Source organism: Streptomyces triticirhizae, from assembly GCF_003696235.1.
Lineage (GTDB): Bacteria > Actinomycetota > Actinomycetes > Streptomycetales > Streptomycetaceae > Streptomyces > Streptomyces triticirhizae.
In genome coordinates this window covers 1-17,422 of sequence record NZ_RFFJ01000029.1, presented here as the reverse complement: position 1 = coordinate 17,422, position 17,422 = coordinate 1, and the positions used below count along the sequence as shown (strand labels likewise).

The 17,422-nt window shown below is 72.7% G+C and carries 16 protein-coding genes, 1 tRNA gene and 1 pseudogene; 14 read left to right on the top strand and 4 right to left on the bottom strand.

Going from position 1 to position 17,422, the window contains the following annotated elements:
- The first annotated feature begins 44 nt into the window (after positions 1–44).
- Entirely contained in the window at positions 45–1,592 is a 1,548-nt protein-coding gene (locus EBN88_RS08160) for a sensor histidine kinase (RefSeq protein WP_122183125.1), read from the top strand.
- 17 nt (positions 1,593–1,609) lie between these two features.
- Positions 1,610–2,356: an SDR family NAD(P)-dependent oxidoreductase gene (locus tag EBN88_RS08155; protein WP_122183124.1), complete on the top strand. Its 747-nt coding sequence runs from the start codon at positions 1,610–1,612 to the stop codon at positions 2,354–2,356.
- On the opposite strand, the gene EBN88_RS08150 is transcribed toward EBN88_RS08155, so the two are convergent.
- Both EBN88_RS08150 and EBN88_RS08145 read right to left on the bottom strand, forming a co-directional pair.
- Positions 2,328–3,515 carry a glycosyltransferase family 4 protein gene (locus EBN88_RS08150; RefSeq protein ID WP_233580528.1) on the bottom strand — a complete coding sequence of 396 codons (1,188 nt, stop codon included), beginning with the start codon at positions 3,513–3,515 and terminating at the stop codon, positions 2,328–2,330. The genes EBN88_RS08155 and EBN88_RS08150 overlap by 29 nt on opposite strands.
- Before the next feature lie 290 nt (positions 3,516–3,805).
- Positions 3,806–3,892 (bottom strand) — tRNA-Leu (locus EBN88_RS08145).
- A gap of 338 nt (positions 3,893–4,230) precedes the next feature.
- Between EBN88_RS08145 and EBN88_RS08140 the strand changes: the two genes are divergently transcribed.
- The 6 genes from EBN88_RS08140 to pknB all read left to right on the top strand — a co-directional run bounded on the left by EBN88_RS08140 (position 4,231) and on the right by pknB (position 12,259).
- The gene (locus EBN88_RS08140; protein ID WP_122183123.1) at positions 4,231–5,055 is read left to right on the top strand and encodes an FhaA domain-containing protein; all 825 of its coding nucleotides are present in this window, start codon (positions 4,231–4,233) and stop codon (positions 5,053–5,055) included.
- Between the two features lie 10 nt (positions 5,056–5,065).
- A complete protein-coding gene (locus tag EBN88_RS08135; RefSeq protein ID WP_122183122.1) occupies positions 5,066–5,569 on the top strand; it encodes an FHA domain-containing protein FhaB/FipA in 504 nt (167 codons plus the stop codon).
- A 40-nt stretch (positions 5,570–5,609) separates the two neighbouring features.
- Entirely contained in the window at positions 5,610–7,058 is a 1,449-nt protein-coding gene (locus EBN88_RS08130) for a PP2C family protein-serine/threonine phosphatase (RefSeq protein WP_122183121.1), read from the top strand.
- A gap of 43 nt (positions 7,059–7,101) precedes the next feature.
- Positions 7,102–8,502, top strand: a complete 1,401-nt coding sequence (locus tag EBN88_RS08125; protein ID WP_122183120.1) for an FtsW/RodA/SpoVE family cell cycle protein — start codon at positions 7,102–7,104, stop codon at positions 8,500–8,502.
- A complete protein-coding gene (locus EBN88_RS08120; RefSeq protein WP_122183119.1) occupies positions 8,499–9,974 on the top strand; it encodes a peptidoglycan D,D-transpeptidase FtsI family protein in 1,476 nt (491 codons plus the stop codon). The genes EBN88_RS08125 and EBN88_RS08120 overlap by 4 nt, the downstream gene beginning before the upstream one ends.
- Before the next feature lie 263 nt (positions 9,975–10,237).
- On the top strand, positions 10,238–12,259 hold the full coding sequence (gene pknB, locus EBN88_RS08115; RefSeq protein ID WP_122183118.1) for a Stk1 family PASTA domain-containing Ser/Thr kinase: 2,022 nt from the start codon (positions 10,238–10,240) through the stop codon (positions 12,257–12,259).
- Positions 12,260–12,387: 128 nt separating this feature from the next.
- On the opposite strand, the gene EBN88_RS08110 is transcribed toward pknB, so the two are convergent.
- Positions 12,388–12,870, bottom strand: a complete 483-nt coding sequence (locus EBN88_RS08110) for a DUF5324 family protein (protein WP_147472679.1) — start codon at positions 12,868–12,870, stop codon at positions 12,388–12,390.
- Positions 12,871–13,055: 185 nt separating this feature from the next.
- Between EBN88_RS08110 and EBN88_RS08105 the strand changes: the two genes are divergently transcribed.
- On the top strand, positions 13,056–13,583 hold the full coding sequence (locus EBN88_RS08105) for a peptidylprolyl isomerase (RefSeq protein WP_122183116.1): 528 nt from the start codon (positions 13,056–13,058) through the stop codon (positions 13,581–13,583).
- A gap of 103 nt (positions 13,584–13,686) precedes the next feature.
- Positions 13,687–14,565 carry a rhomboid family intramembrane serine protease gene (locus tag EBN88_RS08100; RefSeq protein WP_122183115.1) on the top strand — a complete coding sequence of 293 codons (879 nt, stop codon included), beginning with the start codon at positions 13,687–13,689 and terminating at the stop codon, positions 14,563–14,565.
- Between the two features lie 248 nt (positions 14,566–14,813).
- Here EBN88_RS08100 and crgA read toward each other — a convergent pair whose 3' ends face one another.
- On the bottom strand, positions 14,814–15,077 hold the full coding sequence (crgA, locus tag EBN88_RS08095; protein ID WP_122183114.1) for a cell division protein CrgA: 264 nt from the start codon (positions 15,075–15,077) through the stop codon (positions 14,814–14,816).
- 121 nt (positions 15,078–15,198) lie between these two features.
- Between crgA and EBN88_RS08090 the strand changes: the two genes are divergently transcribed.
- The 4 genes and pseudogenes from EBN88_RS08090 to EBN88_RS08075 all read left to right on the top strand — a co-directional run.
- Positions 15,199–15,945 carry a DUF881 domain-containing protein gene (locus EBN88_RS08090; protein ID WP_122183113.1) on the top strand — a complete coding sequence of 249 codons (747 nt, stop codon included), beginning with the start codon at positions 15,199–15,201 and terminating at the stop codon, positions 15,943–15,945.
- A 78-nt stretch (positions 15,946–16,023) separates the two neighbouring features.
- Entirely contained in the window at positions 16,024–16,203 is a 180-nt protein-coding gene (locus tag EBN88_RS08085; protein WP_122183112.1) for a hypothetical protein, read from the top strand.
- A complete protein-coding gene (locus tag EBN88_RS08080; protein ID WP_122183111.1) occupies positions 16,200–16,856 on the top strand; it encodes an aminodeoxychorismate/anthranilate synthase component II in 657 nt (218 codons plus the stop codon). Before EBN88_RS08085 ends, EBN88_RS08080 begins: the two co-directional genes overlap by 4 nt.
- Positions 16,853–17,422, top strand: a pseudogene (locus EBN88_RS08075) (hypothetical protein); the annotation flags it as partial. The gene EBN88_RS08080 and the pseudogene EBN88_RS08075, both read left to right, overlap by 4 nt.

Sequence of the window (17,422 nt, the reverse complement as noted above, 5' to 3'; positions counted from 1 at the left end):
ACCACCGACTTTCGCCGACGAAACGGACTCCTTACGCTGCTGGTATGCGGCAGGTGGCGGAGCCGCTGAGGGCCCTGGCGGCGCTCGGCGGCGACAGCGAACCGGAGGCCGTGCCGGCCCGGGTCGTCCGGGCCGCCGCGGAGCTGACGGGCGCCGGCCACGCCGCCCTCGCGGTGCTCAGCGACGACGGGGAACGGATCGACCGGCTGCTCACCCACGGGCAGGCGCCCGTGCACGACCCCGAGCCGCTGCTCCACGCGCTGCTGGACGGCCGGGGCGCCCGCCCGTCCCCCGACACCACGCTCTGGGCGCCCGTCCTGGTCCACGGCGCCAAGTCCGGCGCGATCTGGCTGACCGACCCGCCGCACGGGACGTTCACCGAGGCCGACGGCGAGCTGGTCCGGGTGTTGGCGGCCGAGGCCGGCCTCGCGCTGGGCAACGCCCGGCTGCACGAGGCGGTGCGCCAGCAGGCCCGCTGGCTGGACGGCAGCCTGGAGCTGTCCACCTCGCTGCTCTCCGCCGAGCCGGAGGACCCGGAGGACAACGCCCTGGCCGTGGTCGCCGAGCAGGCCAGGCGGCTGGCCCGGGCGGCGGTCGCCGCCGTGCTCGAACCCAACGGGGAGGACGGGTTGACCGTGGTCGCGGTCTGCGCTGACGATCCCGGCGGGCTGCTGGGCTCGACCGTTCCGGCCGACTCCCCCACGGTGCGGCAGGTGCTCGCCGGCGACCCGGTCTTCCGGGACCGCCCCACGGCCGACGCCGCCCCGCCGCTGGACCTCGGCGGGCCCTACGGCCCGCACATGCTGCTGCCGCTGACCAGCGACGAGACCACGCTGGGCGTGCTCTCCCTGGCCAGGTCCCGCGAGGCACCGCCCTACTCGGTGCCGGAGCGGGCCAACGCCACCCAGTTCGCCCAACAGGCCGCCCTCGCCCTGCTGTTGACCAGGGCCCGCCGGGACCGGGAGCTGCTGGCGGTGCTGGAGGACCGCGACCGGATCGCGCGCGACCTGCACGACCTGGTCATCCAGCGGCTCTTCGCGGTCGGCCTGATCATGGAGGGCGCGCGCCGGGTCACCTCGTCCGAGGACGTGCGCCAGCGGGTTGACCAGGCCACGACCGAACTGGACGCCACCATCCAGGAGATCCGCACCGCGATCTTCGCCCTCCAGCAGCACCCGGACGACGCCCCGACCGGGCTGCGCACCCGGGTGCTCCGCGAGACCGGCGCCGCCGCCCAGCTGCTGGGCTTCCGGCCGGCCGTCTCGTTCGTCGGCCCGGTCGACTCGGTCGTCGAGGAGGGCGTGGCCCGCAACCTGCTGGCCGCGCTCCGCGAGGGCCTGTCCAACGCCGCCCGGCACGCCAACGCCTCCCGCGTCGAGGTGACCGTGGACGCCCGCGCCCACCAGCCCGACGGCCGGGAGGCGGTGCGGCTCACCGTCGCCGACGACGGCGTCGGCATGGGCGCGGGCGGCCAGCGGCGGAGCGGGCTGCGGAACCTGGTCAGGCGGGCCGAGTCGCTCGGCGGCACCGCCGAGGTCGGCCCCGGCATCGGCGGCGCCGGCACCACGTTGGCCTGGCAGACCCCCCGCTGACGGGGTACGGTCCGGCCATGGCACGCACGGTGGTGATCAGCGGGGGCGGCACGGGCATCGGCTTCGCGACGGCGCTGGCCTTCGCGCGGGACGGCGACACCACGGTCCTGGTGGGCCGCCGCCCCGAGGCGCTGCGGCGGGCGGCCGAGACGGTGGCCGGCGCTGTGGCCTGCCCCGCCGACCTGACCCGGCCCGAGGGCGCGGCCACGGTGGCCGAGCTGGTCGCCGAACGCTTCGGCACCGTGGACGTCCTGGTCCACTCGGCCGGCGGCAACGGCGGCCTGGAGCCGGCCGCCGAGAGCGGTGACCCGCTGGCGGCGACGGCCCACGACTGGACGGTGAACTTCCGCCTCAACACCCTGACCGCCGTGCTGCTCACCGAGGCGCTGCGCGACCGGCTCGCCTCCCCGGGCGGCCGGGTGCTCTTCCTCAGCTCCATCGCCGCCTTCCGGGGCTCAGGCTCCGGCGCCTACGCCGCCAGCAAGGCCGCCCTCCACCCCTACGCCTTCGACCTGGCCCGCGACCTCGGCCCCCGGGGCGTCACCGTGAACGTGGTCGCGCCCGGGCTGATCGAGGACACCGAGTTCTTCGGCGACTCGATGACGCCCGAGCGCCGTCAGGCCAGGATCGACGAGACCCTCAACGGCCGCGCCGGCACCCCGGGCGACGTGGCCGAGACGGTGCACTGGCTGGCCTCGCACGCGGCCGGCCATCTGACCGCGCAGGTGATCCAGGTCAACGGCGGGGCCGAGCGCGGCCGTTGAGCCGCCGCCCGGCGACCGGCCGGCCCTCGGGCGCGGCGGCCCGTCCCGCCAACAGCTCGCGGTAGACGGAGGCGCAGCCGGCCGCCGTGCGTTCCACGGAGCCGACCTCGCGCATGTGCTCCCCGGCCCGCCGGCCGAGCGACCCGCGCAGCTCGGGGTCGACCAGCAGCGCCTCCAGCGAACGAGCCAGCGCCGCCGGGTCGTTCGGCGGCACCAGGCAGTGGGGCGCCTGCCCCGGCGGCAGCAGTTCGCCGGCGCCGCCCACGTCGGCGACCACCACGGGCCGCCCCACCGCCATCGCCTCCAGCGGCGCCAGCCCCGTCCCGCCCCAGCGGGTGGGCGCGACCACCAGGTCGGCGGCGGCGAACCAGGGCGCGGTGTCCTCGGTGTGCCCGGTGAAGAGGACCTCGGGCCCGGCGGCCCGGCGGAGCGCGGCCCGCTCGGGTCCCTCGCCCACCAGGGCCAGCCTGGCGCCGGGCACCCGGGCCAGCACCCGGGGCCAGGCCCGCAACAGCACGTCCTGGCCCCGCCGTTGGGCCAGCCGGCCGACGCAGACCACCAGCGGCGCCCGCTGCGGCAGCCCGTGCACGGCGGCCAGCGCGGCGCGCGACTGGCGGCGCGTCACCTGGTCCCCGCGCGGCAGCCGGTCGAGGTCGACGCCGGTGCGCAGCACGGTCGTCGGCGCGTCCACGCCGGCCCGCCGGCCGGCCTGCCGCTGGTGGTCGACGGCGCACAGCACCCGGTCCGTCCAGCCGACCGCGAGCCGCTCCCAGCGGCGGGCCAGCTGGCTGCCAACGCCACGGGCGGCCTGGAAGGACCAGACGTGCGGCTGGAAGACGGTGGGCAGCAGCCCGCGCAGCGCCAGCCGGCCGGCCAACCCGGCCTTGTCGCCGTGCAGATGGACCACGTCGGGCGCGGCCCGCCGCACGGCGCGGCCGGCGCAGAACACCTCCCAGGGCAGGTTCCCCGTCGGCGTGCGCTCCGCGAGCCAGAGCCCGACCCGGGCGCCGGCCCTGGCCGACTCCCTGGCCAGCCAGCCCCCGGAGGGGCAGAGCACCACCGTGCGCATCCCCAACCGGCTCTGGGCGCGCACCAGATCGGCCACCGCCCTGGCCACCCCGCCGTCCACCGGCTGCACCAGGTGCGCGACGGTCAGCACGCGCCGGCCCCCGCGTCCGCCCCCGCCGACCGGTCGGGCCCTCCGCGCCGCCGCTCACCACCCATGACGTTCCCTCCACGCTCCGTAACCGTCGGGCGGTGAGCAACCCTGACAGAAAGCGACCGCGAAATCACGGGAGCGCGCAGAGAACAAACAGACAACCGGACAGAATCCCGGGGGCCGACCCCGGAGCCGGAGACCGCGCGCCGGCCGGTGACATTCGTCACCCGCCCCGGCCCGGCACAGCAGAAGGACCCCAGCGGAGCTGAGGTCCTTGAGGAGATGAACTCTGGTGCGCGAGGGGGGAGTTGAACCCCCACGCCCTTTCGGGCACTGGAACCTGAATCCAGCGCGTCTGCCTATTCCGCCACCCGCGCGAGCACCTTCGTGGCCTCGCCACCGACCCTTGTGGCCCGGAGCGCTGCCGACATCCAGAAGGCTAGCACGCCCGGCGGGGTGTCCTCACCCGCGGTTTTCTCCCGGCGTTCACCCCCGGGCGCCCCGCCCGCGCCCCGGTCAGCCCCCGTCGCGCCCCCCGTTCCAGGTCCCCTCGGCATCAGCTCCGCACATGCGCGACACTGTTGCAAGCTCCCCCCTACGATCCGGGGGGAGACCGGTGCCCAGGTGGGAACCACCTGGGCGTCTCGCGCGTGGATACGATCAGTAAGCCCTACCACTTCAGCCGCGTGCCGGGACAACGGAGAAGGAGGTGCACATGGGAGTACTGAAGCGCTTCGAGCAGCGGCTGGAGGGCCTCGTCAACGGCACCTTCGCCAAGGTCTTCAAGTCCGAGGTACAGCCCGTCGAGATCGCCGGCGCGCTCCAGCGCGAGTGCGACAACAACGCCACCATCTGGAACCGCGAGCGCACCGTCGTCCCCAACGACTTCATCGTCGAGCTGAGCACCGGGGACTACCAGCGGCTGAGCCCCTACGCGGGGCAGCTGGGTGACGAACTGGCCGGCATGGTCCGGGAGTACGCCAAGCAGCAGCGGTACACGTTCATGGGCGAGATCCGGGTCCACCTGGAGCAGGCCGAGTCGCTGGACACCGGCCTCTACCGGGTGCGCAGCCGCACACTGGCGGCCTCGGCCTCCGGCCACGGCGCGGGCGCCCCACCGACGGCGCCGCCCTACGGCGGCCCACCCCAGCAGCCACCCTTCACCGGCTCCCCCGGCTATCCGCCCCCGCCGCCCGCCACGCCCCCCGGGGCGCCCCCGCGCCCGCCGGCGCCCCCCTACGGCCAGCCGGCGCCCAGCCGCGCCCGCCGCTGGGTCGAGATCAACGGCACCCGCCACCAGATCTCCCGCGCCTCGCTGGTGATCGGCCGCAGCACCGAGGCCGACGTGCGCATCGACGACCCCGGGGTCTCCCGCCGGCACTGCGAGATCCAGGCCACGGAACCCCCCTCGGTGCGGGATCTGGGCTCGACCAACGGCATCGTGGTGGACGGACAGCACACCAAACGCGCTACGCTCCGCGACGGCTCACGGATCGTCGTGGGCAGCACCACAGTCATCTACCGGCAAGCCGAAGGGTAAGCGGGGGGCAATGTCAGAGCTGACCCTGACGGTCATGAGGTTGGGCTTCCTGGCCGTCCTGTGGCTGTTCGTCATCGTCGCGGTCCAGGTGATCCGCAGCGACCTCTTCGGTACCCGGGTCACGCAGCGCGCCGCCGTCCGCCGCCCCGACCAGGCGGGCCAGCGCCGGGAGCGGCAGCCCCAGCCCAAGGCCCGTTCCGGGGGCAGGCAGCGGCGCGGCGCCCCCACGAAGTTGGTCATCACCGAAGGTTCCCTCGCCGGAACCACTGTCGCCCTCCAGGGGCAGACCATTACGCTCGGCCGGGCACACGACTCGACCATCGTGCTCGACGACGACTACGCCTCCGGGCGTCACGCCCGGATCTATCCGGACCAGAACGGCCAGTGGATCGTCGAGGACCTCGGCTCGACGAACGGCACCTATCTCGACCGAGGCCGGCTGACCACCCCGGTCCCCATTCCGCCCGGCGCGCCGATCCGGATCGGCAAGACGGTCATCGAGCTTCGGAAGTAGGTCCGACCACAATGACGACCGGAGGGTGGGAGAGGCGCGCATGAGTTTGTCACTGAGATTCGCGGCCGGCTCCCATGTCGGAATGATCCGGGGGCACAACGAGGACTCGGGCTACGCGGGCCCACGGCTGCTGGCCATCGCCGACGGCATGGGCGGGCAGGCGGCGGGCGAGGTGGCCAGCTCCGAGGTGATCTCCACCCTGGTGCCGCTGGACGACGACATCCCCGGCTCAGACCTGCTGACCTCGCTGGACGCCTCGGTGCAGCGGGCCAACGAGCAGCTGCGCGGCATGGTGGCCGACGACCCCAGGCTGGACGGGATGGGCACCACGCTCACCGCCCTGCTGTGGACCGGCCAGCGGATGGGCGTGGTCCACGTCGGCGACTCCCGCGCCTACCTGCTGCGGGACGGCGAGCTGACGCAGATCACCCAGGACCACACCTGGGTCCAGCGGCTGGTCGACGATGGCCGGATCACCGAGGAGGAGGCGACCACCCACCCGCAACGCTCGTTGCTGATGCGGGCGTTGGGCAGCGCCGACCGGATCGAGGCCGACCTCTCCATCCGCGAGGTGCGCCCGGGGGACCGCTATCTGCTCTGCTCGGACGGCCTGTCCGGGGTGGTCAGCCCCGAGACCATGCGGGACGCGATGGTCGGGAACGCGGCGCCCGCGGACACCGTGCGGGAGCTGATCGAGCTGGCGCTGCGCGGCGGCGGCCCGGACAACATCACCTGCATCATCGCGGACGTCGTGGACGTGGACAGCCAGGAGAGCGACACCCTGGCCCGGCAGCTCTCCGACGCCCCGCAGATCGTGGGCGCCGTCGCCGAGACCCAGGCCCAGCGTTCCTCCGGCACCCCGCGGACCCCGGCCGCCCGCGCCGCCGAGCTGGGCCGCCAGCAGCCGCCGCCGCCCGCCGACTCGTCGGCACCGGGCCCGGCCGGCCCGGCCACCGGCGTCTTCGGCCAGCTCTACCCCGACGACGAGTACGTCCAGCAGCGCCCGCGCCGGCCCCACCCGGTGCGCAACTGGCTGCTGGTCGCGCTGGCCGTCGCGGTGGTCGGCGGCGGCCTGTACACCGGCTACCGCTGGACCCAGACGCAGTACTACGTGGGGGTCAACGGCGACCATCTGGCGCTCTACCAGGGCCTGAGCCAGAGCCTCGGCCCGCTGGACCTCAGCAGCGTCAAGGAGGACCACCCGGAGATCCTGGTCGACTCGCTGCCCACCTACCAGCAGCGGAACGTGCGGAACGACATCTCGGCCGACAGCCTGGAGGACGCCAGGGCCCAGATCGAGGCGCTGGGCGCCCAGGCCGAGGTGTGCGAGCTGATCGCCGAGCAGCAGGAGCGGCAACAGGAGCAGCAGGAAGAGCAGCAGGGGGAGACCGGGGAGGACGGCAAGGAGCCCGAGGAGCCCAGCGGCGAGCCGACGACGCCCGAGCTGACCGACGAACAGCGGGAGCTGGCGAACCAGTGCGCCACATAGCGCGGCGCGCGGTGGCACACAGCGGACCGAGAGACCTGAAGGCATGAGCAGCAACAACAACACCACCGTCTCCCCGGGCGGTCTGCCGAGTCGCCGGAACACCGAGCTGATGATGCTCGTGTTCGCGGTGGTGATCCCGGTCTTCGCCTACGCCAACGTCGGCCTCGCCAAGGAGGGTTCGCTGCCGGCCGGGATGCTCGGCTACGGCCTCGGCCTCGGCCTGCTCGCCGGCGTCGCGCACCTGGCGGTCCGCCGTTGGGCCCCCTACGCGGACCCGCTGATGCTGCCGATCGCGACCCTGCTCAACGGCCTCGGCCTGGTGCTGATCTGGCGGCTCGACCAGGAGCCCACCATCACCACGGACCGGCTGGGCGGCCCGCTCGCCCCGGGCCAGCTGATGTGGTCCACGGTGGGCGTCGCGCTCTTCATCGGGGTGCTGCTGCTCCTGAAGGACCACCGGCTGCTCCAGCGGTACACCTACATCTCGATGGTGGTGGCACTGGTCCTGCTCGCGCTGCCGATCGTCGTCGGCGAGGAGATCAACGGCGCCCGCATCTGGGTGCGGATTCCCGGCGTCGGCTCCCTCCAGCCCGGCGAGTTCGCCAAGATCATCATCGCGGTGTTCTTCGCCGGCTACCTGATGGTCAAGCGGGACGCGCTGGCCCTGGCCAGCCGCCGCGTCATGGGCCTCTACCTGCCCCGGGGGCGCGACCTGGGCCCGATCCTGGTGATCTGGGCGATCAGCCTGCTGATCCTGATCTTCGAGACCGACCTGGGCACCTCGCTGCTCTTCTTCGGCATCTTCGTGGTGATGCTCTACGTGGCCACGGAGCGCACGAGTTGGATCATCTTCGGCCTGCTGCTGTCGGCCAGCGGCGCGGTCCTGGTGGCCAGCACCAACGCGCACGTCGGCGAGCGGGTCAACAACTGGCTCAACCCGCTGGACCGGGCCGCCAACGACGGCGTCACTGAGACGGCGCAGGCAATGTTCTCGTTCGGCTCGGGCGGGCTCTTCGGCTCCGGCCTGGGGCAGGGCTACTCGCGGCTGATCGGCGGCATCGCGGCCAAGAGCGACTACATCCTGGCCACGGTCGGCGAGGAGTTGGGCCTGGCCGGGCTGATGGCGATCGTCATGCTCTACGCGCTGCTGATCGAGCGCGGGATGCGCACCGCGCTGGCGGCGCGCGACCCGTTCGGCAAGCTGCTGGCGGTCGGCCTCGCCGGCGTCTTCGCCATCCAGGTCTTCGTGGTCGCCGGCGGCGTCACCGCGCTGATCCCGCTGACCGGCATGACCATGCCGTTCCTGGCGCAGGGCGGCTCGTCCGTCATCGCCAACTGGGCGCTTATCGCGCTCCTACTGCGCATCAGCGACACTGCCCGCAGACCCGCGCCAGCGCCCGCGCCCTCTCTCGACGCCGAACAGACTCAGGTGGTTCGTCCATGAACAAGCCCATGCGCAGGGTGGCCGTGTTCTGCGGGGTACTGATGCTGGCCCTGCTGGTCCGGGTGAACTGGATCCAGTTCGTCCAGGCCGACGAGTTGCAGAGCCACGAGGACAACCGCCGCGTCTCCATCGAGCGTTACTCCAACCCGCGCGGCGACATCATCGTGGACGGCGAGCCGATCACCGGCTCCGAGGAGACGGACGACCCGGACTACCGCTACCAGCGCACCTGGACCGACGGCGAGATGTGGGCCCCGGTCACCGGCTACGCCTCCCAGGCGTACGGCACCAGCTTCCTGGAGGGCGTCAACGACTCGATCCTCACCGGCGACGACGACCGGCTGTTCTTCAACAACACGATCGACATGATCACCGGCCGGGACCAGCGCGGCGGCGACGTGGTCACCACCCTCAACGGCGACGCCCAGCGGGCCGCGTTCGAGGGCCTGGGGGACCGCAAGGGCGCCGTGGTCGCGCTGGACCCGCGCACCGGCGCGATCCTGGCGCTGGCGTCCGCCCCCTCCTACGACCCGTCGTCCTTCGCCGGCTACGGCGCCGACGACGAGGAGGCGTGGCTCGCGCTCCAGGGCGACGAGGACAACGAGCCGATGCTCAACCGGGCGCTGCGCGAGACCTATCCGCCCGGCTCCACGTTCAAGGTGGTCACGGCCGCCGCCGCCCTGGAGAACGGCCTGATCGACGACATCGACGAGGCCACCGACTACGAGGACCCCTACATCCTGCCCGACACCCAGGACAGGGAGCTGGGGAACCAGGTGCCCGGGGTCTGCGCCGACGCCAACGTCCGCGACGCCATGCGGTACTCGTGCAACAGCGTCTTCGCCGGGCTGAGCAACGACGTCGGCAACGAGGGCATGATCGAGATGGCCGAGCGGTTCGGCTTCAACGAGGAGCACTTCACGCCGGTCCGGTCGAGCGCCAGCGTCTACCCCGAGGACAACCGCCCGCAGAACGCGATGGCCGGCATCGGCCAGGCGTCCAACCGCGCCACCCCGCTCCAGATGGCGATGGTGGCCAGCGCCGTCGCCAACAACGGCACGCTGATGTCGCCCTACATGGTGGACAAGCTGGTCGCGCCGAACCTCAACGTGATCGAGCAGCACGACCCGGAGGAGCTGGGGGAGCCGGTCTCGGGCGACAACGCGCGCCAGCTCCAGGAGGCGATGGAGGAGGTCGTCGACGGCAACAACATCGACCGTGGCTCCATCGGCGACGACGTGCGCATCGGCGGCAAGACGGGCACCGCCCAGCGTGGCGAGGACAACTCGGAGCCGCCGTACGCCTGGTTCATCTCCTACGCGATCACCGACGAGGGCTCCCCGGTGGCGGTGGCCGTGGTCATCGAGATCGGCGACGGCGAGGTGGACCGCGACCTGATCTCCGGCAGCCGCTTCGCGGCACCGATCGCCATGGACGTGATGGCCGCCGTGCTGGACGACGACCAGGGCTGACGTTCGTGTCCCCCTCCCCGTGCACGCCCCGGGCGGTCCGGCCCCCGCCCCGGTGGGCAACCGCGAACCACCGAACGCACGTCATATCTGGGACCGGCCCACGGTGACCGGTCGTGGTGGCTGGCGATACCGGTTGGATATCGGCCGCACACCGCCGCCCGGCGGGTTCATCCCCGCCGGGTACCGTAAGCCACGGTCTGACTCCCCACGCCCGAGCGCCACCGGGGAGCGCGGCCCGGGAACACACGGAGAGGGCTGGAAACATGGATGAGCCGCGTCGCCTCGGCGGGCGGTACGAGCTGGGCCAGGTGTTGGGCCGAGGGGGTATGGCCGAGGTCTACCTGGCTCACGACACCCGCCTGGGCCGCACCGTGGCCGTCAAGACGCTCCGTGCCGACCTCGCCCGCGACCCCACGTTCCAGGCCAGGTTCCGCAGGGAGGCCCAGTCGGCCGCCTCCCTGAACCACCCGGCGATCGTCGCCGTCTACGACACCGGCGAGGACTACGTCGACGGGATCTCCATCCCCTACATCGTGATGGAGTACGTCGACGGCTCGACGCTGCGCGAGCTGCTGCACTCGGGACGCAAGCTGCTGCCGGAGCGGGCGCTGGAGATGTGTATCGGCATCCTCCAGGCGCTGGAGTACTCGCACCGCAACGGGATCGTCCACCGGGACATCAAGCCGGCCAACATCATGCTCACCAGGACCGGCCAGGTGAAGGTGATGGACTTCGGCATCGCCCGCGCCATGGGCGACTCCGGGATGACGATGACCCAGACGGCCGCCGTGATCGGCACCGCGCAGTACCTCTCCCCCGAGCAGGCCAAGGGCGAGACGGTCGACGCCCGCTCCGACCTGTACTCCACGGGCTGTCTGCTCTACGAACTCCTCACCGTGCGGCCCCCGTTCATAGGGGACTCGCCGGTGGCGGTCGCCTACCAGCACGTGCGGGAGGAGCCGCAGCCGCCGAGCGTCTTCGACCCGGAGATCACCCCCGACACCGACGCCATCGTGATGAAGGCGCTGGTGAAGGACCCGGACTACCGCTACCAGTCGGCGGACGAGATGCGCGCCGACATCGAGGCGGCCCTGGACGGGCGCCCGGTCGGCGCGACGGCGGCGATGGGCGCCGCGGCGTACGGCTACGACGACCGCCCCACCACCATGCTGCGGCCGACCGACCCGGGCACCACGATGATGCCGCCGGCCCGGGACCCGGACGGCTATGACGACGACTACGGCCGCGCGGACCGGCGCGGGGGCGGCCGGCACACCTCGACCATCCTGCTGGTGCTCGCCGGCATCCTGGTGTTGGTGGGCGCGATCCTCATCGGCCGGGCGATGTTCGGCAACGAGCCGCCCGAGGGGACGCTGCGGGTGCCCGACGTGTCGGGCGAGCCGGTGGAGGAGGCCCAGGAGCGGCTGGACGGCCTCGGGTTCCGGGTCAGCCTCGGCGACCCGCAGCCCTGCGACGAGGAGGAGGGCACGGTCTGCTCGACCGACCCGGAGGCCGGCACCGAGGGCGAGGAGGGCGACACCGTCACCATCATCCCGTCGGCCGGCCCGGAGCTGGTCGAGGTGCCGGACGTGACGGGCGACTCGTTCGAGGACGCCCAGGCCGAGTTGGAGGACCTCGACCTGACGGTGCGGCAGGAGTCCGAGGAGGACCCGAACGCCGAGCCGGGCACCGTGCTCTCGCAGGACCCGGAGGGCGGCACGGAGGTGGAGCCGGAGAGCGAGGTCACGCTGACCGTCGCCACCGCCCCGGACACGGAGGCCGTGCCGGACGTGGTCGGCAAGCCCTTCGACCAGGCCCGGGCCGAGCTGGTCGCCGCCGGGTTCACCGTGACGCGGGAGAACCAGCCGGACGACTCGCGGCCGGAGAACGAGGTCATCAGCCAGGACCCGGGCGCCGGTTCGCAGCACTCGCCGGGTGGCCTGGTGGTGCTGACGGTCGCCGTGCCCACGCAGACCACGCCGGCCGAGGTCGAGGTGCCCAACGTCGCGGGGCAGCCGCTGGAGCAGGCCAGGGCCGCGTTGAACGGGGCGGGCTTCAACCAGCTGACCGTGGAGGGTCCCGACACCCCGACGGCGCTGGTCGTGGTCACCAACCCGCCGGGCGGCCAGAAGGTCGCGCCGGACACCCCGATCACCATCAGCACCTTCGACCCGGGCGCCGGCGACCCGGGCGGCGGCGGCGACCCGGGCGGCCCCGGCGGCGGACCCGAGGGCGGCACGGAGGGCGACGGCGGCATCCTCGGGATGAACGGCCGGGACGACTGACCCGGCCGGGGACGAACGGACGGGCACCTCGGAGGCGTTGAACGCCTCCGACGTGCCCGTCTCGTGTTCTTCCCGGGGTCTCGGTCCTCGGGGCGACCCCGGCTCCGGCGGAACGGAAGGGCTGGCGGTCAGCCCAGGGCCTGTTCCTCCGGCTCGCTGGGGACGTCCGTGGCGGGGGAGGGCTCGACCAGCCAGTCGGGGTCGGTCTGCGCGCTCCACCACTTCCAGGCGACCACCGCGCCGCCGGCCAGCAGGCCCATCAGCCCCAGCCTCCTGACGAACTGCCCGGTCCTGGCCCGGCGCCGCCTGCGGTGCGCCATGTGACGGATCTCATCGGCCGTCAGATCGCCGCGCAGCGCGGCGACGGCGGCGGCGGAGCGCAGGGCCGCCTTCTCCTTCGCCGGGCCCGCCGCGAGCCTGGCCTGTTCGATGCGGGGCACCCACTGGGCCTCATACCGGAGCCGGGCCTGGGTAGCGGCCCGAGAGGCACGAGGGGCCATGTAGGCGCGGGCCTGCTGTGCGTACCGTGCGGCGTTCTCCCTGGCGGAGAGCGCGTAGGGGAGCACCGCGTCACCCGCCTGTCGAACAGTCGCCTTCCCGTTCCGGGTCACTGTTTTCGCCTCCTTGGTGATCATTGGTGGCGGTTTCCCGCTGACTCTTCCTCTTGTCCACTCGTGCGCAAATCATGCCGGGTACGGGGCGCCACGGCACGCGAAAGGGCCATCCGGGGGCATGGCGTGTCGGGAGTCCGTGGCAGGATCGGTGACCGTCATTGAACGTAGACGGAAGGTAGATCGTGGCTGAGCAGCTCTACGCCACCCTGAAGACCAACCGAGGCGACATCGAGGTGCGGCTCTTCCCGAACCACGCGCCGAAGACGGTCAAGAACTTCGTCGAGCTCGCCGAGGGCAAACGCGAGTGGGTCCACCCGGCCACCGGGCAGCGGTCCACCGAGAAGCTGTACGACGGCACGGTCTTCCACCGGGTGATCAGCGGCTTCATGATCCAGGGCGGGGACCCCCTGGGCAACGGCACCGGCGGCCCCGGGTACAAGTTCCAGGACGAGATCCACCCCGAGCTGGCCTTCGACCGCCCCTACCTGCTGGCCATGGCCAACGCGGGTCCCGGGACCAACGGTTCGCAGTTCTTCATCACGGTGGCCCCGACCGCGTGGCTGACCGGGAAGCACACCATCTTCGGCGAGGTCACCTCGCCGGCGGGCCAGCAGGTGGTGGACGCCATCGCCGGCACCGCGACCGACAGCAACACCGACCGTCCGGTGCAGGACGTGGTGATCGAGTCGGTCACGGTCGAGAGCCGCTGACCGGAAGTCGGCATTCCGGGAACGATTCCGGCCCCCTGTCCGTAGGATCAGGGGGCCGGTTTCCGTTCGGCCCCGGGTCCACCGCCAGCAGCGAAGGGACGTCATGGCCCAGCAGCATCCGCAGCCGGGGCTCGCCCGCTGCTACCAGCACCAGGAGCGGGAGACCGGGGTCCGCTGCACCCGTTGCGACCGGCCGATCTGCCCCGCCTGCATGGTGCCGGCCTCCGTCGGGTACCAGTGCCGCCAGTGTGTGCGTGGCGCGGCGGTGGCCAGCAGGGCCGCGCGGCCCAGGACGCTGGCCGGCGGCCGGGTCACCGCGGACTCGGGGCTGGTCACCAAGGTGCTGCTCGCGTTGAACGCGGTGGTCTTCCTCGCCGTGCTGGCGCGCGGCGACGAGCTGGTGGTGGACCTGGGGATGGTCGGCCACGCGGCGGACGGCGGGACGATCTTCGCCCCCCACTGGATCGGGGTGGCCGACGGCGAGTGGTACCGGCTGCTGACCTCCGCGTTCCTGCACCAGGAGGTCTGGCACATCGGGTTCAACATGCTGGGCCTGTGGCTGCTGGGCCCGCAGCTGGAGAGCGCGCTGGGCCGGGTCCGTTTCGTCGCGCTCTACCTGCTCTCCGCGCTCGGCGGCTCCACGCTCTCCTACCTGCTGGCGGACGAGCGGCAGCTGTCGCTGGGCGCTTCGGGCGCGATCTTCGGGCTGTTCGGCGCCACCGCCGTGCTGGCCCGCCGGCTCGACTACGACATGCGGCCGATCCTGCTGCTGCTGGCGATCAACCTGGTGATCACGTTCACCTGGTCCGGGATCGCCTGGCAGGCGCACATAGGCGGGCTGGTCGTCGGCTCGGTGGTCGCCGCCGGGATGGTCTGGGCGCCGCGCAGGACGCGGCTCCCGATCCAGATGGCGGTGTGCGCGCTGGTCGCGCTGGCGATCCTCGTGGCCTGTCTGGTGCGGACGAACCAGCTGGTCGGCTAGGCCCCCGGGCCCCGCTTCCCGGGCCTAAGGTCAGACTTATCCACAGCCGGTCCCGGATCTTGTGCACACTGTGGACGACTCGCGCCCGTCACCGTCACGAGGGGCGTTTCCGCAGGAGAACAGGGGTGCGAAGGGTTCGAACGCGGTCGGTCCCCGCCGCTCGACACACAGGGTTATCCACAGATCTTGCGATGTTCAGGCGGCCTGTGGATAACCCTGTGGGATGCCGGCGGGAAGGGTCGGGCGGGTCATTTCCACTGGGTGGAGACCACGAAGCCGAGGGCGATGAAGCCGAAGCCGACCACGATGTTCCAGTCGCCGAGGGCTCCCACCGGCAGATCCGCCTTGGTCATGTAGTAGACCACGATCCACGCCAGCCCGATGCCAAAGAGCGCCAGCATCAGGGGAGCCACCCAACGACGCCCCGAACTCATGTCGAGCTTGGTCGTCGCCCGCTTCTCCGAGGGCGCGTAGCTGTCGTCCTTCTTCTTACGGACCCGAGACTTCGGCACGAGAGAAACTCCTGTCGATCGCGCTGCGTAAGGCGCTACCTGGTCGCGCTCCGAAGCGCGTAGCTATGGGATCGTCGGCTAGCGTAGTCCTTCCGCGGCTGTTTAAGGAGACCAGGGTACGGTGAGGAATTTCCCCTTCCGCCGGGCCCGGCTCGGCACGGTCGCGGTCTTCGCCCTGGCGGGTCTGCTCTTCTGGATCAGCTTCACCGTCTCCCGTGGCAACAACATCCGCACCGACGACTCCCTGCTCCAGATGTCCGACCTGATCCGCGAGCGGGAGCGGCAGAACGACGCCCTGGAGTCCTCGGCCGCGCGACTCCGTTCCGAGGTGGCCGCCCTCACCGAGCGCGACTCCGGCACCGACCCCGAGCAGGCGCTGCGCCTGGACCTGGCCGAGACGGCCGCCGGGCTGAGCGAGTTGACCGGCCCCGGGCTCACCGTCACCCTCACCGACGCCCCCAGGGACGCCGAACCGCTGCTCCCCGGCGTCCCCGAGCCCACCCCCAACGACCTGGTCATCCACCAGCAGGACCTCCAGGCCGTGGTCAACGCCCTGTGGTCGGGCGGCGCCGAGGGCGTGCGGATCATGGACCAACGGCTGATCTCCACCAGCGCGGTGCGCTGCGTCGGCAACACCCTGATCCTCCAGGGCCAGCTCTACTCCCCGCCGTACACCATCACCGCCGTCGGCCCGACCGACCGGCTGCGCGCCGCCCTCGACGACTCCCCCGCGCTGCGCAACTACCAGAGCTATGTCGCCGCCTACGGCCTCGGCTGGGACGTCGAGGAACACGACTCGGTGACCCTGCCCGGATACGAGGGAAGCGTCGCGCTGCACCACGCCCGCCCCGTCGAGCCCGGGAACTGACCCTGATCACCCCGCGCCCCCACGCCGTCGTCGTACGCTTGGGGCACGCGGCGTCGCACGAAATGGGGACGGGAAGCCATGTACGGGTGGATCTGGCGACACCTGCCGGGCAACACGCTGGTGCGGTCGGTGCTCTCACTGGCCCTGGCGCTGGGCGTGGTCTACCTGCTCTTCCAGTACGTCTTCCCGTGGGCCGAGCCGCTGTTGCCCTTCAATGACGTGACCGTGGACGACGCCCAAGGGGGGACCGGCCGGTGAGCGCCACCCGCATCCTCGTCGTGGACAACTACGACAGCTTTGTCTACAACCTCGTCCAGTATCTCTACCAACTCGGTGCCGAGTGCGAGGTGCTGCGGAACGACGCGGTCACCACCGACCGGGTCGCGGAGGGCGGCTTCGCCGGCGTGCTGATCTCCCCGGGCCCCGGCACCCCCGAACGGGCCGGCGTCAGCGTGCCGATGGTGCGGCACTGCGCCGAGACCGGGGTGCCGGTGTTCGGCGTCTGCCTGGGGATGCAGGCGATGGCGGCTGCCTACGGCGGCGTGGTCGGCCGGGCCCCCGAGCTGCTGCACGGCAAGACCTCCGAGGTGGAGCACGACGGCGCGGGCGTCTTCGAGGGGCTGCCCTCGCCGCTGACGGTCACCCGCTACCACTCGCTGGCCGCCGAGGAGCCGAGACTCCCCGAGGCGTTGACGGTCACGGCGCGGGCCGGGGCCGTGGTGATGGGGCTGCGCCACCGCGAACTCCCCGTCGAGGGCGTCCAGTTCCACCCCGAGTCGGTGCTGACCGAGGGCGGCCACCGGATGCTGGCCAACTGGCTGGCCCGCTGCGGCGACCCGGACGCGGTCGGGCGTTCCCACGGCCTCGCGCCCGTCGTGGGCCGGATCGGCCAGCAGGAGCCGGCGGCGTGAACGCGTCGCGCCCCGGGGAGGGCGCGGCCTGGGACCCGCACCAGGAGCCCTACGCGGAGGAACCGTATCCGGCGGCGGGAGAACGGCCGGGCCACGCCGCCGCCGACCCGTACCAGGCGGCCGTCGACGCCCTCGACGACCCGTTGGGCGACCCGCTTCCCGGACAGCGCGGGCCGGCGGACCACCGGGCCGCGCCGGCCGGGGCGTTCGACGGCTACCCGGCGGAGGGCTATCCGGCGGACGCGTACCCGGCCGGGGAGTACGCGGGTGGGGCGTACCCGGCCGGGGAGTACGCGGGGGGCGAGTATCCGCACGAGACATACGACTACGAGTCGGCGTTCGACGTCTTCGCGCCCCGCGCGAAGGAGGCGGACCCGGAGACCATGGGGCTCCAGGTCCGGCCGCCCCGGCGGGAACACGACCCGGAGACGGTCGGCCTGCGCCGGCCCGAGGATCTGAGGCGGCTCGCCGACGAGGTTGACGCCGGGGCGGGTTCGGATGTCGCGTCCGGCGAGGGCGCGTCCGGCGCCGAGGGCGGCGGGCGGGCCGCGCGCCGGCGCGCGGCC

What these genes read in the sequence shown, in the direction of transcription:
- EBN88_RS08160 (WP_122183125.1), top strand. Translation starts at nt 45, where the DNA reads ATGCGGCAGGTGGCGGAGCCGCTGAGGGCCCTGGCGGCGCTCGGCGGC.
- EBN88_RS08155 (WP_122183124.1), top strand. Translation starts at nt 1,610, where the DNA reads ATGGCACGCACGGTGGTGATCAGCGGGGGCGGCACGGGCATCGGCTTC.
- EBN88_RS08140 (WP_122183123.1), top strand. Translation starts at nt 4,231, where the DNA reads ATGGGAGTACTGAAGCGCTTCGAGCAGCGGCTGGAGGGCCTCGTCAAC.
- EBN88_RS08135 (WP_122183122.1), top strand. Translation starts at nt 5,066, where the DNA reads ATGTCAGAGCTGACCCTGACGGTCATGAGGTTGGGCTTCCTGGCCGTC.
- EBN88_RS08130 (WP_122183121.1), top strand. Translation starts at nt 5,610, where the DNA reads ATGAGTTTGTCACTGAGATTCGCGGCCGGCTCCCATGTCGGAATGATC.
- EBN88_RS08125 (WP_122183120.1), top strand. Translation starts at nt 7,102, where the DNA reads ATGAGCAGCAACAACAACACCACCGTCTCCCCGGGCGGTCTGCCGAGT.
- EBN88_RS08120 (WP_122183119.1), top strand. Translation starts at nt 8,499, where the DNA reads ATGAACAAGCCCATGCGCAGGGTGGCCGTGTTCTGCGGGGTACTGATG.
- pknB (WP_122183118.1), top strand. Translation starts at nt 10,238, where the DNA reads ATGGATGAGCCGCGTCGCCTCGGCGGGCGGTACGAGCTGGGCCAGGTG.
- EBN88_RS08100 (WP_122183115.1), top strand. Translation starts at nt 13,687, where the DNA reads ATGGCCCAGCAGCATCCGCAGCCGGGGCTCGCCCGCTGCTACCAGCAC.
- EBN88_RS08085 (WP_122183112.1), top strand. Translation starts at nt 16,024, where the DNA reads ATGTACGGGTGGATCTGGCGACACCTGCCGGGCAACACGCTGGTGCGG.